Annotated in this window: 16 protein-coding genes and 1 pseudogene; 15 read left to right on the forward strand and 2 right to left on the reverse strand. The window is 65.7% G+C overall.

Features of this window, described 5'->3' with window-relative positions; genetic code table 11:
* Position 1 precedes the first annotated feature (1 nt).
* The 11 genes and pseudogenes from FHT32_RS24160 (at position 2) to FHT32_RS24210 (ending at position 13761) form a co-directional block, all read left to right on the forward strand.
* Positions 2-1069 (forward strand): beta-propeller fold lactonase family protein, encoded by a 1068-nt coding sequence (locus FHT32_RS24160; RefSeq protein ID WP_176667135.1) that lies wholly within the window; start codon positions 2-4, stop codon positions 1067-1069.
* Positions 1070-1115: 46 nt separating this feature from the next.
* Entirely contained in the window at positions 1116-2108 is a 993-nt protein-coding gene (locus tag FHT32_RS24165; protein ID WP_176667136.1) for a tripartite tricarboxylate transporter substrate binding protein, read from the forward strand.
* A gap of 103 nt (positions 2109-2211) precedes the next feature.
* Positions 2212-3063: an archaetidylserine decarboxylase gene (asd, locus tag FHT32_RS24170; protein ID WP_176667137.1), complete on the forward strand. Its 852-nt coding sequence runs from the start codon at positions 2212-2214 to the stop codon at positions 3061-3063.
* A gap of 176 nt (positions 3064-3239) precedes the next feature.
* Positions 3240-3542: pseudogene (locus tag FHT32_RS35485) on the forward strand (winged helix-turn-helix transcriptional regulator); the annotation flags it as partial.
* Positions 3543-3800: 258 nt separating this feature from the next.
* Positions 3801-4151 carry an FKBP-type peptidyl-prolyl cis-trans isomerase gene (locus FHT32_RS24180; RefSeq protein ID WP_019655816.1) on the forward strand — a complete coding sequence of 117 codons (351 nt, stop codon included), beginning with the start codon at positions 3801-3803 and terminating at the stop codon, positions 4149-4151.
* Between the two features lie 150 nt (positions 4152-4301).
* Entirely contained in the window at positions 4302-4874 is a 573-nt protein-coding gene (gene grpE / locus FHT32_RS24185) for a nucleotide exchange factor GrpE (RefSeq protein ID WP_176667139.1), read from the forward strand.
* 115 nt (positions 4875-4989) lie between these two features.
* Positions 4990-6927, forward strand: coding sequence for a molecular chaperone DnaK (gene dnaK, locus FHT32_RS24190; protein WP_176667140.1), 1938 nt, complete (start codon positions 4990-4992; stop codon positions 6925-6927).
* A gap of 109 nt (positions 6928-7036) precedes the next feature.
* Positions 7037-8170 (forward strand): molecular chaperone DnaJ, encoded by a 1134-nt coding sequence (gene dnaJ / locus FHT32_RS24195; RefSeq protein ID WP_176667141.1) that lies wholly within the window; start codon positions 7037-7039, stop codon positions 8168-8170.
* Between the two features lie 774 nt (positions 8171-8944).
* Entirely contained in the window at positions 8945-10867 is a 1923-nt protein-coding gene (locus FHT32_RS24200; RefSeq protein WP_093203555.1) for a PrkA family serine protein kinase, read from the forward strand.
* Positions 10868-10918: 51 nt separating this feature from the next.
* Complete coding sequence (locus tag FHT32_RS24205) at positions 10919-12211, forward strand: YeaH/YhbH family protein (protein WP_176667142.1); 1293 nt, start codon at positions 10919-10921, stop codon at positions 12209-12211.
* The gene (locus FHT32_RS24210; protein WP_176667143.1) at positions 12208-13761 is read left to right on the forward strand and encodes a SpoVR family protein; all 1554 of its coding nucleotides are present in this window, start codon (positions 12208-12210) and stop codon (positions 13759-13761) included. The genes FHT32_RS24205 and FHT32_RS24210 overlap by 4 nt, the downstream gene beginning before the upstream one ends.
* A gap of 18 nt (positions 13762-13779) precedes the next feature.
* Here the strand turns inward: FHT32_RS24210 and aroQ are convergent, their stop codons facing one another.
* Both aroQ and FHT32_RS24220 read right to left on the reverse strand, forming a co-directional pair.
* The gene (aroQ, locus tag FHT32_RS24215) at positions 13780-14220 is read right to left on the reverse strand and encodes a type II 3-dehydroquinate dehydratase (RefSeq protein ID WP_176667144.1); all 441 of its coding nucleotides are present in this window, start codon (positions 14218-14220) and stop codon (positions 13780-13782) included.
* Between the two features lie 37 nt (positions 14221-14257).
* The gene (locus tag FHT32_RS24220; RefSeq protein WP_176667145.1) at positions 14258-15226 is read right to left on the reverse strand and encodes a LysR family transcriptional regulator; all 969 of its coding nucleotides are present in this window, start codon (positions 15224-15226) and stop codon (positions 14258-14260) included.
* A gap of 111 nt (positions 15227-15337) precedes the next feature.
* Here FHT32_RS24220 and FHT32_RS24225 point away from each other — a divergent pair, with 111 nt between their 5' ends.
* From FHT32_RS24225 to FHT32_RS24240, 4 genes are read left to right on the forward strand one after another with little or no spacing between them, the layout of a single operon-like run.
* Positions 15338-16012, forward strand: a complete 675-nt coding sequence (locus tag FHT32_RS24225) for a Rieske (2Fe-2S) protein (protein ID WP_176667146.1) — start codon at positions 15338-15340, stop codon at positions 16010-16012.
* Positions 16013-16030: 18 nt separating this feature from the next.
* Positions 16031-16882, forward strand: a complete 852-nt coding sequence (locus tag FHT32_RS24230; protein ID WP_176667147.1) for an aromatic ring-hydroxylating dioxygenase subunit alpha — start codon at positions 16031-16033, stop codon at positions 16880-16882.
* Positions 16879-17532, forward strand: a complete 654-nt coding sequence (locus FHT32_RS24235; RefSeq protein ID WP_176667148.1) for a glutathione S-transferase family protein — start codon at positions 16879-16881, stop codon at positions 17530-17532. The genes FHT32_RS24230 and FHT32_RS24235 overlap by 4 nt, the downstream gene beginning before the upstream one ends.
* Before the next feature lie 37 nt (positions 17533-17569).
* Positions 17570-18676 carry an S-(hydroxymethyl)glutathione dehydrogenase/class III alcohol dehydrogenase gene (locus FHT32_RS24240; protein WP_176667149.1) on the forward strand — a complete coding sequence of 369 codons (1107 nt, stop codon included), beginning with the start codon at positions 17570-17572 and terminating at the stop codon, positions 18674-18676.
* The last annotated feature ends 67 nt before the right edge of the window (positions 18677-18743 follow it).

Below are 18743 nucleotides of genomic sequence, written 5' to 3' on the forward strand. Positions count from 1 at the left end.
CATGAAGAAGACGACCATCGCATCGCTGCTGTGGCTGGCCGCGGCGGTGCCCGCATCGGCCGCCACCTGGGTCTACGTGTCGAACGCCGACAGTCAGGAAATCTCGGTGCTCGAGCTCGACCGCACGCAGGGCGCGCTCAAACCGGTGCAGACGCTGAACGTGGGCGGCACGGTGATGCCGATGGTGGTGAGCCGCGACAAGCGCGTGCTGTACGCCGCGCTGCGCTCGCAGCCTTTCCGCGTGACAGCGCTTTCCATCGACGGCGCCAGCGGCAAGCTGCAGAAGCTCGGCGAGGCGCCGCTGGCCGACAGCATGGCCAACATCGACCTCGACGCGAGCGGCAAATGGCTGTTCGCGGCTTCGTACCAGGGCGGCAAGATCACGGTGAACGGCATCGGCAAGGACGGCGCCGTGGGCCCCATCCACCAGCTGATCCAGACCGAGCCCAACGCTCACGCCATCCACGCGGACGCGAGCAACCGCTTCGTGCTCGCCACCAGCCTGGGCGGCGACAACGTGTCGAGCTGGCGCTTCGACGCCGAAAAAGGCCTGCTCTCGCCCAACGATCCGCCGCTGACCAAGACCGCCGCGAAGTCGGGCCCGCGCCACTTCGTGTGGGACAAGGCGCAGCGCCACGTCTACCTGCTCGACGAGCTCGACGCCGCGCTGCACGTGTTCGCCTGGGACGCCGCGCGCGGCACGCTCAAGCTCGAACAGAGCACGACCACGCTGCCCGCCGGCTTCACCGGCAAGCCCTGGGCCGCCGACCTGCACCTCACGCCCGACGGGCGCTTCCTCTACGCGTCGGAGCGCACGTCGAGCACGCTTTCCGCGTTCAAGGTCGATGCCGCCACCGGGCAGCTGCAGCCCCTGGGCCAGACGCCGACCGAGAAGGGACCACGCGGCTTCGCCATCGACTCCACCGGCCGCTACCTGATCGCGGCGGGACAGGAATCGAACGGCATCTCGCTCTACGCCATCGACGGCGACACCGGCGCGCTGGGCAAGCCCCAACGCCTGGACGTGGGCAAGAACCCGAACTGGATCGAGATCGTCGACGTGCCCTGACACGCCCCCGACGCATTCGAACCATCCGACAACCAAGGAGACTTTCATGCAACGCCGCACACTCATCCGCACCGCCCTCGCCTCTTCGGTGGCCGCCACGCTTCCGGCAGCCTTCGCGCAAAGCGGCAACTGGCCTACGGGCAAGCCCATCACCTATCTCGTGCCCTTTCCGGCCGGCGGCACCACCGACGTGCTGGGCCGGCTGATCGGGCAGAAGCTGGGCCCCGTGCTGGGCACCACCGTGATCATCGACAACAAGGGCGGCGCGGGCGGCAGCGTGGGCTCCGAGATCGGCGCGCGCGCCGCACCCGACGGCTTCACGCTGGTGGGCGGCACGATCAGCTCGCACGCGATCAACATCAGCCTGTATCCCAAGCTCGGCTACGACCCGCAGAAGTCGTTCGCGCCGGTGACGCTGATCGGCACCAATCCGGTGGTGCTGGTGGTGAACCAGGCGAGCCCGTACAAGACGCTGAAGGACGTGATCGCAGCCAGCAAGGGCAAGGCGGGCGGGCTCTCGTCGGCCTCGGCGGGCACGGGCACCTCGCAGCACCTGGCGCTGGAGTTGCTGGCCTACAAGTCGGGCGTGAAATTCACGCACATCCCTTACAAGGGCAGCGGCCCGGCGATCCAGGACGTGATCGGCGGACAGGTCGACATGATGTTCGACACCACCGTGGTGGCCGGACCGCACATCCAGAGCGGCAAGCTGCGCGCGATCGCCGTCACATCGGCGAAGCGGCTGGCCTCGATGCTGGACGTGCCGACGGTGGCGGAGTCGGGCGTGCCGGGGCTGCAGGACTTCGAGGTGGTGTCGTGGCAGGCGATCTTCGTGCCCGCGAACACGCCCGCGCCGGTGGTCGACCGGCTGCACACCGAGATCCGCAAGATCCTCGCGACGCCCGAGATGCAGGACAAGCTCAAGGGCTTCGGCATGGAGCCGGCCGACCTGAGCACCACGCAGATCGCGGCCTTCCAGAAGGCCGAGGTGGAGAAGTGGGCGCAGGTGATCAAGGCGGCGGGCATCAAGCCGGACTGACGCCCCCGTGGAAGGCGGGCCGAACCAAGGGAAGCTTCCTACGCCCCGGGCGAAAAGCCCTTTATAGAATGCCCCTCCGATCCGCTTTCCAGATCCTTCCCACGTGTCCGACCGCTCCGCCGTACTGCCCCAATACCTGTTTCCCAAGCAGGCCCTGACCAATTTCGCCGGCTGGGTCGCGGGCAAGGAGCGGGGCGCCGTGACGACGTGGATCATCCGGCGCTTCGTGGCCAAGTACGGCGTGGACATGGGCGAGGCGCTCGAGTCGGACATCCGCCACTACAAGAGCTTCAACCAGTTCTTCACGCGCGAGCTCAAACCCGGTGCGCGGCCCATCGCGCAGGCCGACCTGATCTGCCCGGTGGACGGCGCGATCAGCCAGTTCGGCGCCATCGAGGGCGACCAGATCTTCCAGGCCAAGGGCCACAACTACACGACCACGGCGCTGGTGGGCGGCGACGCCACGCTGGCCGCCAAGTTCGCGCACGGCAGCTTCGCCACGCTCTACCTGAGCCCGAAGGACTACCACCGCATCCACATGCCCTGCGACGGCCGGCTGGTGCGCATGATCCACGTGCCGGGCGACCTGTTCTCGGTGAATCCGACGACGGCGCGCGGCGTGCCCGGCCTCTTCGCGCGCAACGAGCGCGTGGTCTGCGTCTTCGAATCGGCGCGCGGGCCCTTCGTGCTGGTGCTGGTGGGCGCCACCATCGTCGGGAGCATGGCCACCGTGTGGCACGGCGTGGTCAACCCGCCGCGCGTGGGCGAACTGCGCGAGTGGCACTACACCGACCAGCAGATCGACATCCGCAAGGGCGACGAGATGGGCCGGTTCTTGCTGGGCTCCACCGTCGTCATGCTTTTCCCGGCGCCCGCGCTGGCCTTCAACCCGCAGTGGTCTCCAGGCCGCGCGATCCGGCTGGGCGAAGCCATGGCCGACTACGCCAATTTGTGAGGCTTTGTCTCACAACCCGCACCCAGATTGCCTTCACAGCTACAAAACTAGTAGCATTCTCATCGATTGAGCTATAGTCGCCGGCCAACGAGACGGTTCGTACCAACCACAAGAACGCGAGGCGTCGCGCTGCCCCACAGGCCGACGGCCCGCCCAGCTTCGAGGAGATGATGTCGATGAGTACCAAGGAAACCGCAGCCGTCAGCCAGTTGCTCGCCCTGCTCGAAGCCCGCTACGCACTGCGCGTGCTCTGGGCGCTGCGCGACGGCCACGCGCAGACTTTCCGCCTGCTGCAGGACAGCGTCGGCGGCATCACTCCCAACACGCTCAACACCCGCATCAAGGAACTGCGCGAGGCCGGCCTCGTCGGCCACGGCAGCGACGGCTACAGCCTCACGCTCAGCGGGCAGGACCTGCTCAAGCGCCTGTCGGACCTGCAGGCCTTTGCCGGCAAATGGCAGCTCGGCCAGATGAAGAAGGCCGCGGCCACCACGCCCGCTGCACCCGCCGCCGCACCCACCGCTGCCGCCACGGCCACCTCGGCCGCCCCCGCCGCAACCCCGGTCGCGCCGGCTGCGGCCCCCTCTCCCGATCCCCTCGCGGCGCCTGCGCCTACGCCCGCGGCGCCCGGCGACGACACCAGCCACGGCTGACGGACGGCAGGGCCGCCTGCCGGGCCTCGGTAAACTCCGCGCCTTCGATCCACGGATCTCACATCGACGCAAGGAGCGTTTCCCATGCCCACCACTCCCTCCGGCCTGCAATACGAAGACACCGAAGTCGGCACCGGCGCCGAAGCCAAGGCTGGCCACCACGTGCACGTGCACTACACCGGCTGGCTCTACAACGACGGCGTGCAAGGCGCCAAGTTCGACTCCAGCCGCGACCGCAACGACCCCTTCGCGTTCTCGCTGGGCGCTGGTCAGGTCATCAAGGGCTGGGACGAAGGCGTGGCCGGCATGAAGATCGGCGGCAAGCGCACGCTGATCATTCCCGCATCGCTGGGCTACGGCGCTCGCGGCGCGGGCGGCGTGATCCCCCCGAACGCGACCCTGAAGTTCGACGTCGAGCTGCTCGACGCGCACTGAGCCTCCCAGCTGACGGCTCCAAGGCCCGGTTCCGGGCCTTTTTCTGTCTCGGAGGTCGTTTCGACCCCATTTTTTCGCTTGAAATGCCTCTGGCCAGCCCCAAGTGGCTGGCTATCGTTTGTTTTCCGGCACGTGCCGGTTCTTTGAAAAATGTCTGACCCGCAACAATCCGCACAGAATTCTCAAATGCTGCAAGGCGAGCCAAGCCCCGAAGAACTGGAGGCAGCGCAAGCCGCCAATGAAGCCGAGGCGCTGGACGCGCTGGCCGTCGCCCAGGGCGAACTCGCCGCGCTGCAGACCAAGAATGCCGAGCTCGCCGACCAGTACCTGCGCGCCCAGGCAGACGTGCAGAACGCCCGCCGCCGCGCCGACGAGGAAGTCAGCAAGGCCCGCAAGTTCGCCGTCGAGGCCTTCGCCGAAAGCCTGCTGCCGGTGACCGACAGCCTGGAAGCCGGCCTGGCCGTCAAGGACGCCACGCCCGAGCAGATCCGCGAAGGCGCCGAAGCCACGCTGCGCCAGCTCAAGAGCGCGCTCGAACGCAACAAGGTGATCGAGGTGGCCCCCGCCCCCGGCACCAAGTTCGACCCGCACCAGCACCAGGCCATCTCGATGGTGCCCGCCGACCAGGAGCCGAACACCGTGGTGAGCGTGCTGCAGAAGGGCTACACCATCAACGACCGCGTGCTGCGCCCCGCGCTGGTCACGGTCAGCGCGCCGAAGTGAACGGCACCGCGGCACACAAGATTCCCACAGGAAATCCCCGCTTCATACCTTGAATCGCGACGGGTTATCCACAAGTTCATAACAACATATTTTTCAGGCTTTCAGGAGTAAGAACATGGCAAAGATCATCGGCATCGACCTCGGCACCACCAACTCGTGCGTGGCGATCATGGAAGGCAACACCACGCGTGTGATCGAGAACTCGGAAGGTGCGCGCACCACGCCGTCGATCGTCGCGTACCAGGAAGACGGCGAAGTGCTGGTCGGCGCCTCGGCCAAGCGCCAGGCCGTCACCAACCCCAAGAACACGCTGTACGCGATCAAGCGCCTGATCGGGCGCAAGTTCGAGGAAAAGGAAGTCCAGAAGGACATCGACCTGATGCCCTACACCATCGCCAAGGCCGACAACGGCGACGCATGGGTGGAAGTGCGCGGCAAGAAGATGGCCCCGCAGCAGGTCAGCGCCGACATCCTGCGCAAGATGAAGAAGACCGCCGAAGACTACCTCGGCGAGACCGTGACCGAAGCCGTGATCACGGTGCCGGCCTACTTCAACGACGCCCAGCGCCAGGCCACCAAGGACGCCGGCCGCATCGCGGGCCTCGACGTCAAGCGCATCATCAACGAGCCCACCGCTGCTGCCCTGGCCTTCGGCCTCGACAAGCAGGACAAGGCCGACCGCAAGATCGCCGTGTACGACCTCGGCGGCGGTACCTTCGACGTGTCGATCATCGAAATTGCCGACGTGGACGGCGAGAAGCAGTTCGAAGTGCTGTCGACCAACGGCGACACCTTCCTGGGCGGCGAAGACTTCGACCAGCGCATCATCGACTACATCATCGGCGAGTTCAAAAAGGAACAGGGCGTCGACCTGAGCAAGGACGTGCTGGCCCTGCAGCGCCTGAAGGAAGCCGCTGAAAAGGCCAAGATCGAGCTGTCGAACAGCGCACAGACCGACATCAACCTGCCGTACATCACGGCCGATGCATCGGGCCCGAAGCACCTGAACATCAAGCTGACCCGCGCCAAGCTGGAAAGCCTGGTCGACGAGCTGATCGAGCGCACCATCGCTCCCTGCCGCCTGGCCATCAAGGACGCCGGCATCAGCGTGGGCGACATCAACGACGTGATCCTGGTCGGCGGCATGACCCGCATGCCCAAGGTGCAGGAAAAAGTGAAGGCCTTCTTCGGCAAGGAGCCGCGCAAGGACGTGAACCCCGACGAAGCCGTGGCCGTCGGCGCCGCCATCCAGGGCCAGGTGCTCTCGGGCGACCGCAAGGACGTGCTGCTGCTGGACGTGACCCCGCTGTCGCTGGGCATCGAGACCATGGGCGGCGTCATGACCAAGATGATCGCCAAGAACACCACGATCCCGACGAAGTTCGCGCAGACCTTCTCGACCGCGGAAGACAACCAGCCGGCCGTGACCATCAAGGTGTTCCAGGGTGAACGCGACATCGCCGCGGGCAACAAGCTGCTGGGCGAATTCAACCTCGAAGGCATTCCGCCGGCAGCGCGCGGCACGCCGCAGATCGAGGTGAGCTTCGACATCGACGCCAACGGCATCCTGCACGTCGGCGCGAAGGACAAGGGCACCGGCAAGGAAAACAAGATCACCATCAAGGCGAGCTCGGGCCTGTCGGAGGACGAGATCCAGAAGATGGTGAAGGACGCGGAGCTCAACGCGGCCGACGACAAGAAGAAGCTCGAGATCGTGCAGGCGCGCAACCAGGGCGAAGCCATGGTCCACAGCGTGAAGAAGTCGCTGGGCGAACATGGTGCCAGCCTCGAAGCCGCCGAGAAGGAAGCGATCGAGACCGCGATCAAGGACCTGGAAGAAGCCCTCAAGGGTGAAGACAAGACCGCGATCGAGGAAAAGACCAACGCGCTGATGACCGCGAGCCAGAAGCTCGGCGAGAAGATGTATGCCGAATCGCAGGCCGCAGCCGGCGCCTCGGCCGCTGCCGGTGCCGCTGGCGCGGAAGCTGCATCGCACGCACAGGCAGACGACAACGTGGTCGACGCCGAAGTGAAGGAAGTCAAGAAGGGCTGATCTCCAGCCCGCCGACCAAGGCTGGAACACCTGAAAGGGTGCTCCAGCCTTTCTCGCTTCAAGTTACCCGAGTTCCAGCTGCTTCCCCTGATCTCCCGATCGACCTGCCATGGCCACCAAACGCGACTACTACGAAACCCTCGGCGTCCCCAAGAACGCCAGCGAGGAAGAAATCAAGAAGGCTTATCGCAAGCTCGCGATGAAGCACCACCCTGACCGCAACCACGGCGATACCTCGAAGGAGGCCGAGGCCAAGTTCAAGGAGGTGAAGGAAGCCTACGAAATGCTGTCCGACGGGCAGAAGCGCGCGGCCTACGACCAGTACGGCCATGCCGGCGTCGACCCCAACATGCGCGGCGGCCCGGGCGCTGAAGGCTTCGGCGGCTTCGCGGAAGCCTTCGGCGACATCTTCGGCGACGTGTTCGGCGGCGGCCGGGGCCGCGGAGGCGGCCGGCAGGTCTTCCGCGGCAGCGACCTGAGCTACGCGATGGAGATCACGCTCGAGGAAGCCGCAGAGGGCAAGACCACCGAGATCCGCATTCCCACCTGGGACGAATGCGAGACCTGCCACGGCTCGGGCGCGAAGCCCGGCACCAAGCCCATCACCTGCACCACCTGCCACGGCGCGGGCGCGGTGCAGATGCGCCAGGGCTTCTTCAGCGTGCAGCAGACCTGCCCCACATGCCACGGCAGCGGCAAGATCATTCCCGAGCCCTGCACCGCATGCCACGGCCAGGGCAAGATCAAGCGCAACAAGACGCTCGAAGTGAAGATCCGCGCCGGCATCGACGACGGCCAGCGCATGCGCGTGACGGGCAGCGGCGAGCCCGGCGTCAACGGCGGCCCGCCGGGCGACCTGTACATCGAGATCCGGCTCAAGAAGCACGACATCTTCGAGCGCGACGGCGACAACCTGCACTGCGTGGTGCCCGTGAGCGTGACCACCGCTGCACTGGGGGGCGAGATCAACGTGCCCACGCTCAAGGGCGCGGCGGCCATCGACATTCCCGAAGGCACGCAGAGCGGCAAGCAGTTCCGCCTGCGCGGCAAGGGCATCAAGGGCGTGAACTCGAGCTACCCGGGCGACCTGTACTGCCACGTGCGCGTCGAGACGCCGGTGAAGCTCACCGAGTTCCAGCGCAAGCTGCTCAAGGAACTCGACGAGTCGCTCAAGAAGGGCGGCGAGAAGCACAGCCCGACCGACAAGGGCTGGTTCGACAAGGCGAAGGAATTCTTCAGCTAACGAATCGGAAAGCACCAAAGGCGTGCAAGGAGGGGCAGCCCAGGGGCCGTTCCAGTGCGCCATACGGTGCTGGCGAGATGCGCGGATCCTTCTCCGCGTCGGGCATGTAGCACCTGAGACTTCACTCCTCGCGGGACCACCCGCTTCCAGCAAGGGCCGCACTGCGGCCCTTTGCCGTTTCAGGGCCTCCACGTTGGTGCATGCGGGCCTTCCAGCCTTCAGGCAGGCACGCCGCCAGTGCGCTTCGCACCTTCCCACGTCGCAGAACATGCCGGCTCACTCCCGGGCGAGCCGGCCTCCCACACAGGTTCGCGCAAGCGACCCATCGCAAAGTGGCGCGAGGATTGCTTTTATATTTTTTTGAGCTGAACAATAAACCGAACGGCAGATCGCGCGTTATTGCAACAGGAGACGCTCTTTTTTGAGCTGCGAAGCTCAATAGGCGATTTTTTCCCGGAGAAAAGCCAAAGGCGGACGATGGCCATTCGGCATAGGTGTTTCACCCGGAGAGAATTAGGAAAGCGAGCCTTTGAATTTACCTGAAATCCGGAAATTTGTTCCTTGTTTTTTGTTGAACTTTACTTGGCGTCGTGGTTCTGAATTAACAAATGATTTGCCGGGTTCAATCTTTGCTTTATGCTGATTGTTAGCAGATTGTGGTAAGGGAGTTTTCCGCGGCATGCAGCCATGGGCAGGCACACCTTTTAATGTTGCGCAAGGCCCCTGCTGCACGCCATCGGGCATAAAGCCCATCGACCTGAAGGAGGCGTGACCATGGATGTGATCAGCAACTTTGCCGCCCGCTACGAGCGCACCCGCGAGGAAGTCATCTCGCTGCAGGACTACCTGGACATCTGCAAGCGCGATCCCATGGCTTACGCCACGGCTTCCGAGCGCATGCTCAAGGCCATCGGGGAGCCCCAGCTGGTCGACACCCGCAACGATCCCCGGCTTTCGCGGATCTTCGCCAACAAGGTCATCAAGATCTATCCGGCGTTCAAGGAGTTCTATGGCATGGAAGACGCCATAGAGCAAGTGGTGTCCTATTTCCGCCACGCCGCGCAGGGGCTGGAAGAAAAGAAGCAAATCCTTTACCTGCTGGGCCCGGTGGGCGGCGGCAAGAGCTCGATCGCCGAGCGCCTGAAGCAGCTCATGGAGCACGTTCCCTTCTACGCGATCCAGGGCTCGCCGGTGAACGAATCGCCGCTGGGCCTCTTCGATACGGTCGAAGACGGCGAGATCCTTGAAAAGGAATACGGCATCCCGAGCCGCTACCTGAATCGAATTCTCTCGCCCTGGGCCGTCAAGCGGCTCGAGGAGTACGGGGGCGACATCCGCCAGTTCAAGGTGGTCAAGCGCTACCCGTCGGTGCTTCGGCAGATCGCGGTCGCCAAGACCGAGCCGGGCGACGAGAACAACCAGGACATCTCCTCGCTGGTCGGCAAGGTCGACATCCGCAAGCTCGAGACCTTCGCCCAGGACGACCCCGACGCCTACTCCTACTCCGGTGGCCTGTGCCTGGCCAACCAGGGCCTGCTGGAGTTCGTGGAAATGTTCAAGGCGCCGATCAAGGTGCTGCACCCGCTGCTGACCGCCACGCAGGAAAGCAACTTCAAGGGCACCGAAGGCTTCGGCGCCATTCCCTTCGACGGCATCGTGCTCGCGCACAGCAACGAGAGCGAATGGAAGGCCTTCCGCAACAACAAGAACAACGAGGCCTTCCTCGACCGGATCTACATCGTCAAGGTGCCCTACTGCCTGCGCGCCTCGGAAGAGATCAAGATCTACGAGAAGCTGGTGCGCAACTCTTCGCTGGCGAAGGCGCCCTGTGCTCCCGGAACGCTGCGCATGATGGCCCAGCTCTCGGTGCTCACGCGCCTGAAGGAGCCCGAGAACTCCAGCACCTTCAGCAAGATGCAGGTGTACGACGGCGAGAACCTCAAGGACACCGACCCGAAGGCCAAGTCCATCCAGGAGTACCGCGACTACGCGGGCGTGGACGAGGGCATGAGCGGCGTTTCCACCCGCTTCGCCTTCAAGATCATCTCGAAGGTCTTCAACTTCGACAGTTCCGAGGTCGCCGCCAACCCGGTGCACCTGATGTATGTGCTCGAACAGCAGATCGAGCGCGAGCAGTTCCCGCCGGAAGTCGAGCAGAAGTACATCAGCTACATCAAGGAGTTGCTGGCGCCGCGCTATGCGGAGTTCATCGGCAAGGAGATCCAGACCGCCTACCTCGAGAGCTACAGCGAGTACGGCCAGAACATCTTCGACCGCTACGTCACCTACGCCGACTACTGGATCCAGGACCAGGAGTTCCGGGACGTGGACACCGGCGAAGTCTTCGACCGCGCCTCGCTCAACGCCGAGCTCGAGAAGATCGAGCGGCCCGCCGGCATCGGCAACCCGAAGGATTTCCGCAACGAGATCGTCAACTTCGTGCTGCGCGCGCGGGCCGGCAACGCGGGGCGCAACCCGGCGTGGACCAGCTACGAGAAGCTGCGCTCGGTGATCGAGAAGAAGATGTTCTCCAACACCGAGGAGCTGCTGCCGGTGATCAGCTTCAACACCAAGAGCAGCGCCGACGAGCAGAAGAAGCACGAAGACTTCGTGACCCGCATGGTCGAGAAGGGCTATACGGCCAAGCAGGTTCGCCTGCTGTGCGAGTGGTACCTGCGGGTGCGCAAGAGCTCATAGAAAAACGGCCCTTCCGATCGTTCTCTCTTTGCAAGGAGCGTTGACAACATCGTGGCCATCCTGCAGCAGATCATCGACCGCCGGCTATCGGGCAAGAACAAGTCCATTGGCAACCGCGAGCGCTTCCTCAGGCGCTACAAGGGGCAGATCCAGGAAGCGGTGAGGCGCGCCGTCAGCGGCCGCAACATCCGCGAACTGGAGCAAGGCGAAGACGTGACCCTGCCGCGCCACGACGTGTCCGAGCCCGTGTTCGGCCACGCTCGCGGCGGCGACCGCGAATACGTGCACCCGGGCAACCAGGAATACCTGAAGGGCGACCGCATCAAGCGCCCCGAAGGCGGCGGCGGAGGCGGCTCGGGCAGCGGGGAAGCCAGCGACAGCGGCGAAGGCGAGGACGACTTCGTCTTCCGCCTCACGCGCGAGGAGTTCATGCGCGTCTTCTTCGACGACCTGGCGCTGCCGCACCTCATCCGCACCCAGATCGCCGACGTGCCCGAGTGGAAGAGCCACCGGGCCGGCTTCACCAGCGACGGCTCGCCCAACAACCTGCACGTGGTGCGCTCGATGCGCGGTGCCCTCGCCCGCCGCATCGCGCTGGGCGGCGAACCGCGCAAGGAGCTCAAGCGGCTGGAGGCGCACCTCGAAAGCCTGCGCAAGCATCCGCAGTTCGAGCAGCCCTTCATCCAGAAGGAAATCCGCGAGACGGAAGAGCGCATCGCCGAGGTGCGCCGAACCATGCGGCACGTGCCCTACATCGACCCCATCGACCTGCGCTACCGCAACCGCGTGAAGACGCCGGTGCCCAGCGCCAAGGCCGTGATGTTCTGCCTGATGGACGTCTCGGGCTCGATGGACGAGGCGCGCAAGGACATGGCCAAGCGCTTCTTCATGCTGCTGTACATGTTTCTCACGCGGCACTACGAGAAGATCGACCTGGTCTTCCTGCGCCACCACACGCAGGCGCAGGAGGTAACGGAGGAAGAGTTCTTCCACGCCACCGAGACCGGCGGCACGGTGGTGTCGAGCGCGCTGGTGCTGATGGACGAGATCATCAAGGCGCGCTACCCCAGCGGCGAATGGAACGTCTACGGCGCGCAGGCCAGCGACGGCGACAACTGGCACCAGGACAGTGGCCGCTGCCGCGAGCTGCTGGTCGAGAACATCCTGCCGGTGGTTCGCTACTACGCCTACGTGCAGGTGGCCGAGACCGAGCAGAACCTGTGGCAGGAATACCAGCAGCTCGAGGGCGTGGAGCCCAACTTCGCGATGCGCAAGGTGTCCGACGCGCAGGACATCTACCCGGTCTTCCGCGACCTGTTCAAGAAGGAAGGGGTCACGTCATGAACACCGCCATCTCCGCCCCTCCTCCTGCCACCAGCCTGCCGCGGCTGGAGCGCCTGCCCAGCCCGTCGGACTGGACCTTCGAGCTCATCGAGACCTACCACACCGAGATCGCCAAGACCGCCCGCGGCTACGGCCTGGACGTTTACGCGAACCAGCTCGAAGTCATCACGGCCGAGCAGATGATGGACGCCTACGCGAGCGTGGGCATGCCCATGATCTATCGCCACTGGTCGTACGGAAAGCAGTTCATCTCGACCGAGAAGAACTACAAGCGCGGCCACATGGGCCTCGCCTACGAGATCGTCATCAACTCCGACCCCTGCATCGCCTACCTGATGGAGGAGAACACCATGGCCATGCAGGCCCTGGTGATCGCGCATGCGGCCTACGGCCACAACAGCTTCTTCAAGGGCAACTACCTGTTCCGGATGTGGACGGATGCCTCGTCCATCATCGACTACCTGGTCTACGCGCGGCACTACATCGCCGAGTGCGAGGAGCGCCACGGACTCGATGCGGTCGAGGAGCTCCTCGATTCATGCCATGCGCTGATGAACTACGGCGTCGACCGCTATCGCCGCCCGCAGAAGCGCTCCCTGGCGCAGGAGGCCGCCCAGCGCGCCGAGCGCGAGCGCCACATGCAGCAGCAGGTGAACGACCTCTGGCGCACGCTGCCGCGCAAGAGCGAGCAGGCGGCCGAGGCCGATGCGGCCAAGCGCTTTCCGGCGGAACCGCAGGAGAACCTGCTCTACTTCATCGAGAAGAACGCCGCACTGCTGGAACCGTGGCAGCGCGAGGTGGTGCGCATCGTGCGCAAGATCGCTCAGTACTTCTACCCGCAGCGCCAGACCCAGGTCATGAACGAAGGCTGGGCCACCTTCTGGCACTACACGCTGCTCAACACCATGTACGACCGCGGCCAGCTCGCCGACGGCTTCATGATGGAGTGGCTGAGCTCGCACACGGGCGTGATCTTCCAGCCGCCGGTGGGCCACCGCGCCTACAGCGGCATCAACCCGTATGCGCTGGGCTTCGCGATGTACACCGACCTGCGCCGCATCTGCGAGAAGCCCACCGAGGAAGACCGCCGCTGGTTCCCCGACTTCGCCGGCACCGACTGGCTGCGCACGCTCGACTACGCGATGCGCAACTTCAAGGACGAGAGCTTCATCGGCCAGTTCCTGAGCCCGAAAACGATGCGGGACTTCCGCCTGTTCTCGATCCGCGACTTCCAGAGCGAGTCGGAACTGGAGGTGTCTGCCATCCACGACGACAGCGGCTACCACGCGCTGCGCGAATCGCTGTCACGCCAGTACGACATGGGCAGCCGCGAGCCCGACATCCAGGTATGGAACGTCGCCATGCGCGGCGACCGTTCGCTGACGCTGCGCCACACGCAGCGCAACAACCTGCCGCTGCACGACACGGCGGAAGAGGTGCTCAAGCACGTCGCGCGGCTCTGGGGCTTCGACGTGCACCTGGAGAGCATCGACAGCCAGGGCCGGATCAGCCGCAGCTGGAAGGCCTCAGCGCCGAAGCAACTCTATTGATCGAGCCGAAGGCTCGGGTCAGGTCGCCAGCGCCGTGATGGCGAGGATGTAGCCCTTCACGCCCAGCCCAACGATGATGCCCTTCGCCGCGGGCGAGATGTACGAGTGGTGGCGGAACTCCTCGCGCGCGTGCACGTTCGAGATGTGCAGTTCGATCAGCGGCACGCTCGCGCCCTTGATGGCGTCGTGCAGCGCGATGGAGGTGTGGGTGTAGGCGCCGGGGTTCATCACCACGCCGATCATGTTGCCCGCCGCAACCTCGCGGCCGGCCTCCTGGATCCAGTCGATCAGCACGCCTTCATGGTTCGACTGACGGCATTCGATCTCGACGCCGAACTTCGCGCCCGTTTCCTTGCACAGGCGCTCGACGTCGGCCAGCGTGTCGCGTCCGTACTGTTCGGGCTCGCGCGTGCCGAGCAGGTTGAGGTTGGGGCCGTTGAGGACGAGGATCTTCTTCATGATGGTTGTCTGGCGGAATCTGGCGAACGGAGGCCGATTATGTTCTCGCGGCCGTCCTGCGCCTGCGCGCGGCGGTCGAGCCGACGTAGTAGTTGTACGAATCGATGTCGACCACGCAGCGCGCCATCAGGTCGACGAAGGAGCGCAGCTTCTGCCCCACGTAGCGCTGGCGCTGGTAGGCGCAGTAGATGCGCCGCGGCTCCGGCTGCCACTGCGGCAGCACAGGCACCAGCACGCCCTGCTCCAGCTCGGGCCGCACGAAGAAGGCGGGCAGCAGCGCGATGCCCAGGCCGTCGATGCAGAAGGTCTTCATCACCCAGTGGTCGTTGGTCTCGAAGGCCGGCTCGGGCCGGAAGGCGAAGCTGGCCGAGCCCGAGACCAGCAGCACCTGCGAGCGCCCCGCCGATTCCTTCATCACGATGGACTGGTGCGCGGCCAGCTCATCGGGCGACGACGGCACGCCGTGCCGCGCCAGGTATTGCGGGCTCGCGTACAGCCCGTAGTTCAGCCGCCCGAGCAGCCGCGCCACCAGGTTCGGCGCATCGGGCGGTTCGGAACACACGTAGCAGTCGACATCGGCGATGCGCGGCGCATGGAAGCCGTTGGCCACGTCGAGCTGGCAGCGCACGTCCGGATGCGCCTCCAGGAACAGCTTGACCACGTGGCAGACGAAGGAGGTGCTGAACTGCGTGTCCGACAGCAGCGAGAGGCTGCCCGACACGCCCGTGGTCAGCGCGTGGATCTCGGTGCTGGCCTCCTCGAGCCGGCCCTTCACCTCGTCGAGCAGCCCTTCGCCGCGCGCAAGAAAGGCGTGTCCGGCCTCGGTGAGCGAGATGCGACGCGGGCTGCGCAGCAGCAGTTGCGCGCCCAGCAACTCCTCCAGCCGCGTGAGCTGCCGGCTCAGGGTGGCCTTGGAGACGCCGGAGAGGCTTTCGGCCTTGGTGAGGCTGCCGCTGCGGGCGATCAGCACGAAAGCCTCGACCAGGGCGAGATCGATGCGGCTCATGCGGCCCAGCGTTGCAGGAATGAAAAGCAGCGTCTCTTCATGTGACTTTCATCGGTGCGGCGGAAACGGTACGGTATCACCGGCGAACAGTTCGCTTCCCACGATCCATTCATGAACACTCCACAAGACACGGCCACGTGGCACCCCGTCGCGCGCTCGGCCGAGCTGCGCCCGGGCGCCAACATCGTCGCCGGCTTCGCCGAAGGCCAGGAACTCGCCCTCTGGCGCGCGGCCGACGGCACCGCCCAGGCCTGGGAGAACCGCTGCCCCCACCGCAGCGTGCGCTTCACGCTCGGGCAGGTCATCGACAACCGGCTGGCCTGCGCGTACCACGGCTGGCAGTACGAGGCCGGCAGCGGGCAGTGCACCAGCATTCCGGCGCACCCCGCCATGCAGGCGCCGCGCAACGTCTGCGCGAAGACCTTCGGCACGGCGGAGGCGGCCGGGATACTGTGGGTGAACCTTTCGCCCGAGGCTCCCCCGGTTCCAGACGAACTGCGCGATGCCGTCCCTGGCGGCTGGCATTTCTGCCGCACGCTGACCGTGCGCGCGCCCGCCGCCACTGCGCGGGCGGCGCTCGTGCAGCACGGCATGACGGCCGCCTCGCCAGGCTGGCGCGGCCGGCTCGGCGGCGCGGAAACCCTCGCCCTCGTCCTCGACGCCCAGCCCGGCCTCGCCTTCATCCACCTGTGGACCGAAGCGGCGCCCGGCTCGTCCGCCATGAAGGCCGTGCACGCGGCAGCCCGCCAGTTGCGCACCGACATCGAAGCCCTGCCCCGCGGCTGAAGAAAGAAAGAGAGATCCATGCCCTTCGCCACCGACGATCCCAACATGCTCGACGACTGGCTGGTCGTCGGCCCCGCGCCGGCGCCATCGGCCTCGCGCACCACCCGCCTGCTCGGCGAGACCGTGCGGCTGTCGACCGACACCGACGGCACGCCCCGCTGCAGCCTCAGCGACACGCCGCTTGCCGTGCAGCAGCGCTACGGCTATCTCTGGATCTGCCCGAGCGGACGCCCGGCGCGCTCGCTCTTCGACTTTCCCGAATACGGCGAACCGGGCCGCCGCCGCGTCGACTGCGGCGGCATCGGCGTCGCGGTGTCGGGCCTGCGCGTGATCGAGAACTTCCTGGACATGGCGCACTTTCCGTTCGTGCATGCCGACTACCTCGGCAAGGTGCCGCACACCGAGGTGGCGCAGTACCAGGTACAGGTGGAGCCCGCCACCGGCGAGATCTGGGCCACCGACTGCCGCTTCTGGCAGCCGCGCGCCTCCGCGGCCCACGACTCGTCGGGCAGCGAGGTCATCTACAAATACCGCGTGATGCAGCCCTTCTCGGCCATGCTCTACAAGAGCAGCTTCCGCGCAGGCGAGCTCGATGCGATCGGCATCTTCCTGCAGCCCGTCGACGAGGAACACGTGATCGCCCACACGCTGCTGGCCTGCTACGACGACCATTCCACCGACGCCGAGCTCATCGCCTTCCAGCACACCATCTTCGGGCAGGACAAGCCCATCCTGGAGAACCACGCCTTCAAGCGCATGCCGCTCGAAGGCCGCGCTGAGACGCCCACGCGCGGCGACACATCCTCCGTCACCTACCGGCGATGGCTGCGCGAGCGCGGCATGCGCTTCGGCGTGAGGGCTGCGGCATGACGACGGCGACGCTGAAGCTCTACGACTACCCGCTCTCGGGCAACTGCTTCAAGGTGCGGCAGATGCTGGCCTGGCTGGGCGTGGCGTACCAGACGGTGCCGGTCGATTTCTTTCCCGGCCGCGAGCACAAATCGGCCGCGTTCCTCGCCAGCGTCAATCCGCTGGGCCAATTGCCGGTGATCGACGACGACGGCTTCGTGCTGCGGGACGCGCAGGCCATCCTGGTCTATCTCGCGAGCCGCTACGACCCGCAGGGCCGCTGGTATCCCGACGAGCCGAGCCTGCGCGGCGAGGTCGCCCAATGGCTCGCCACCGCTGACGAGCTCACCCGCACCGCCTCGGCCGCGCGGCTGCACGACGCCCTGGGCTATCACCACCTCGACATCGATGCCTGCCGCACGGGCGCGCGCGCTGTGTTCCGCGTCCTCGACGACCACCTCGCCGAGCGAGCCACCGAAGGCCTGCGCTGGCTCGCGTCGGCGCCCGAGCCGACCATCGCCGACCTCGCCTGCTTTCCCTACGTGGCGCTCGCGGGCGAAGGCGGCATCTCGCTCGACGAGTTTCCCGCGCTGCGAAACTGGGTCTGGGATTTCCGCCACCTGCCGGGGTTCATCGGCATGTCGGGTATCTTCCCTGCTGGCCCTGCCTGAGAATCCTTTTCCATCCCCGCTTCCGAGATCGAACATCATGAAGACCAAAGCCGCCGTCGCCTGGAAATCCGGCGCCCCGCTCACCATCGAAACCGTGGACCTCGAAGGCCCGAAGTTCGGCGAAGTGCTCGTCGAGATCAAGGCCACCGGCATCTGCCACACCGACTACTACACCCTCTCCGGAGCCGACCCCGAGGGCATCTTCCCCGCCATCCTGGGCCATGAGGGCGCGGGCATCGTGGTGGACGTCGGCCCCGGCGTCACCACGCTCAAGAAGGGCGACCACGTCATTCCGCTGTACACGCCTGAATGCCGCCAGTGCAAGTTCTGCCTGAGCCGCAAGACCAACCTGTGCCAGCTCATCCGCGGCACGCAGGGCAAGGGCCTGATGCCCGACGGCACCAGCCGCTTCAGCCTCGACGGCAATCCCATCGCCCACTACATGGGCACCAGCACCTTCAGCAACTACACCGTCGCGCCCGAGATCTCGCTGGCCAAGATCCGCGAGGACGCGCCTTTCGACAAGGTCTGCTACATCGGCTGCGGCGTGACCACCGGCATCGGCGCGGTGATCTTCACAGCCAAGGTGGAAGCCGGCGCCAACGTGGTGGTGTTCGGCCTGGGCGGCATCGGCCTGAACGTGATCCAGGGCGCGAAGATGGTGGGCGCCGACAAGATCATCGGCATCGACCTGAACCCCGCGCGCGAAGCCATGGCGCGCAAGTTCGGCATGACGCACTTCCTGAACCCGAAGGACCACGAGAACATCGTCGACGCCATCGTGCAGCTGACCGACGGCGGCGCCGACTACAGCTTCGAGTGCATCGGCAACACCAAGGTGATGCGCCAGGCGCTGGAGTGCACGCACAAGGGCTGGGGACGCAGCATCATCATCGGCGTGGCCGAAGCCGGCGCCGAGATCAGCACGCGCCCGTTCCAGCTGGTCACGGGCCGCAAGTGGGAAGGCTCGGCCTTCGGCGGCGCGCGCGGGCGCACCGACGTGCCGAAGATCGTCGACTGGTACATGGAAGGCAAGATCGACATCGACAGCCTGATCACGCACACGATGCCGCTGGAGAAGATCAACGACGGCTTCGACCTGATGAAGCGCGGCGAATCCATCCGCGGCGTGGTCATCTACTAACCCCCAGGCTACGCGCACTTCCGCGGTGTTCCTGGCAAAGGCATCTACTCATTCACTGGAGATGATC

This window comes from Variovorax sp. SG517 (genome assembly GCF_013376045.1).
In the GTDB taxonomy this organism is placed as follows: Bacteria; Pseudomonadota; Gammaproteobacteria; order Burkholderiales; family Burkholderiaceae_C; genus Variovorax.

Bases quoted from the DNA above. Each gene is read 5' to 3' on its own strand.
- grpE (WP_176667139.1), top strand. From the start codon at position 4,302: ATGTCTGACCCGCAACAATCCGCACAGAATTCTCAAATGCTGCAAGGC.
- FHT32_RS24225 (WP_176667146.1), top strand. From the start codon at position 15,338: ATGAACACTCCACAAGACACGGCCACGTGGCACCCCGTCGCGCGCTCG.
- FHT32_RS24240 (WP_176667149.1), top strand. From the start codon at position 17,570: ATGAAGACCAAAGCCGCCGTCGCCTGGAAATCCGGCGCCCCGCTCACC.
- FHT32_RS24230 (WP_176667147.1), top strand. From the start codon at position 16,031: ATGCCCTTCGCCACCGACGATCCCAACATGCTCGACGACTGGCTGGTC.
- FHT32_RS24235 (WP_176667148.1), top strand. From the start codon at position 16,879: ATGACGACGGCGACGCTGAAGCTCTACGACTACCCGCTCTCGGGCAAC.
- dnaJ (WP_176667141.1), top strand. From the start codon at position 7,037: ATGGCCACCAAACGCGACTACTACGAAACCCTCGGCGTCCCCAAGAAC.
- dnaK (WP_176667140.1), top strand. From the start codon at position 4,990: ATGGCAAAGATCATCGGCATCGACCTCGGCACCACCAACTCGTGCGTG.
- FHT32_RS24220 (WP_176667145.1), bottom strand. From the start codon at position 15,226: ATGAGCCGCATCGATCTCGCCCTGGTCGAGGCTTTCGTGCTGATCGCC.
- FHT32_RS24165 (WP_176667136.1), top strand. From the start codon at position 1,116: ATGCAACGCCGCACACTCATCCGCACCGCCCTCGCCTCTTCGGTGGCC.
- FHT32_RS24210 (WP_176667143.1), top strand. From the start codon at position 12,208: ATGAACACCGCCATCTCCGCCCCTCCTCCTGCCACCAGCCTGCCGCGG.
- FHT32_RS24160 (WP_176667135.1), top strand. From the start codon at position 2: ATGAAGAAGACGACCATCGCATCGCTGCTGTGGCTGGCCGCGGCGGTG.
- FHT32_RS24180 (WP_019655816.1), top strand. From the start codon at position 3,801: ATGCCCACCACTCCCTCCGGCCTGCAATACGAAGACACCGAAGTCGGC.
- aroQ (WP_176667144.1), bottom strand. From the start codon at position 14,220: ATGAAGAAGATCCTCGTCCTCAACGGCCCCAACCTCAACCTGCTCGGC.
- FHT32_RS24200 (WP_093203555.1), top strand. From the start codon at position 8,945: ATGGATGTGATCAGCAACTTTGCCGCCCGCTACGAGCGCACCCGCGAG.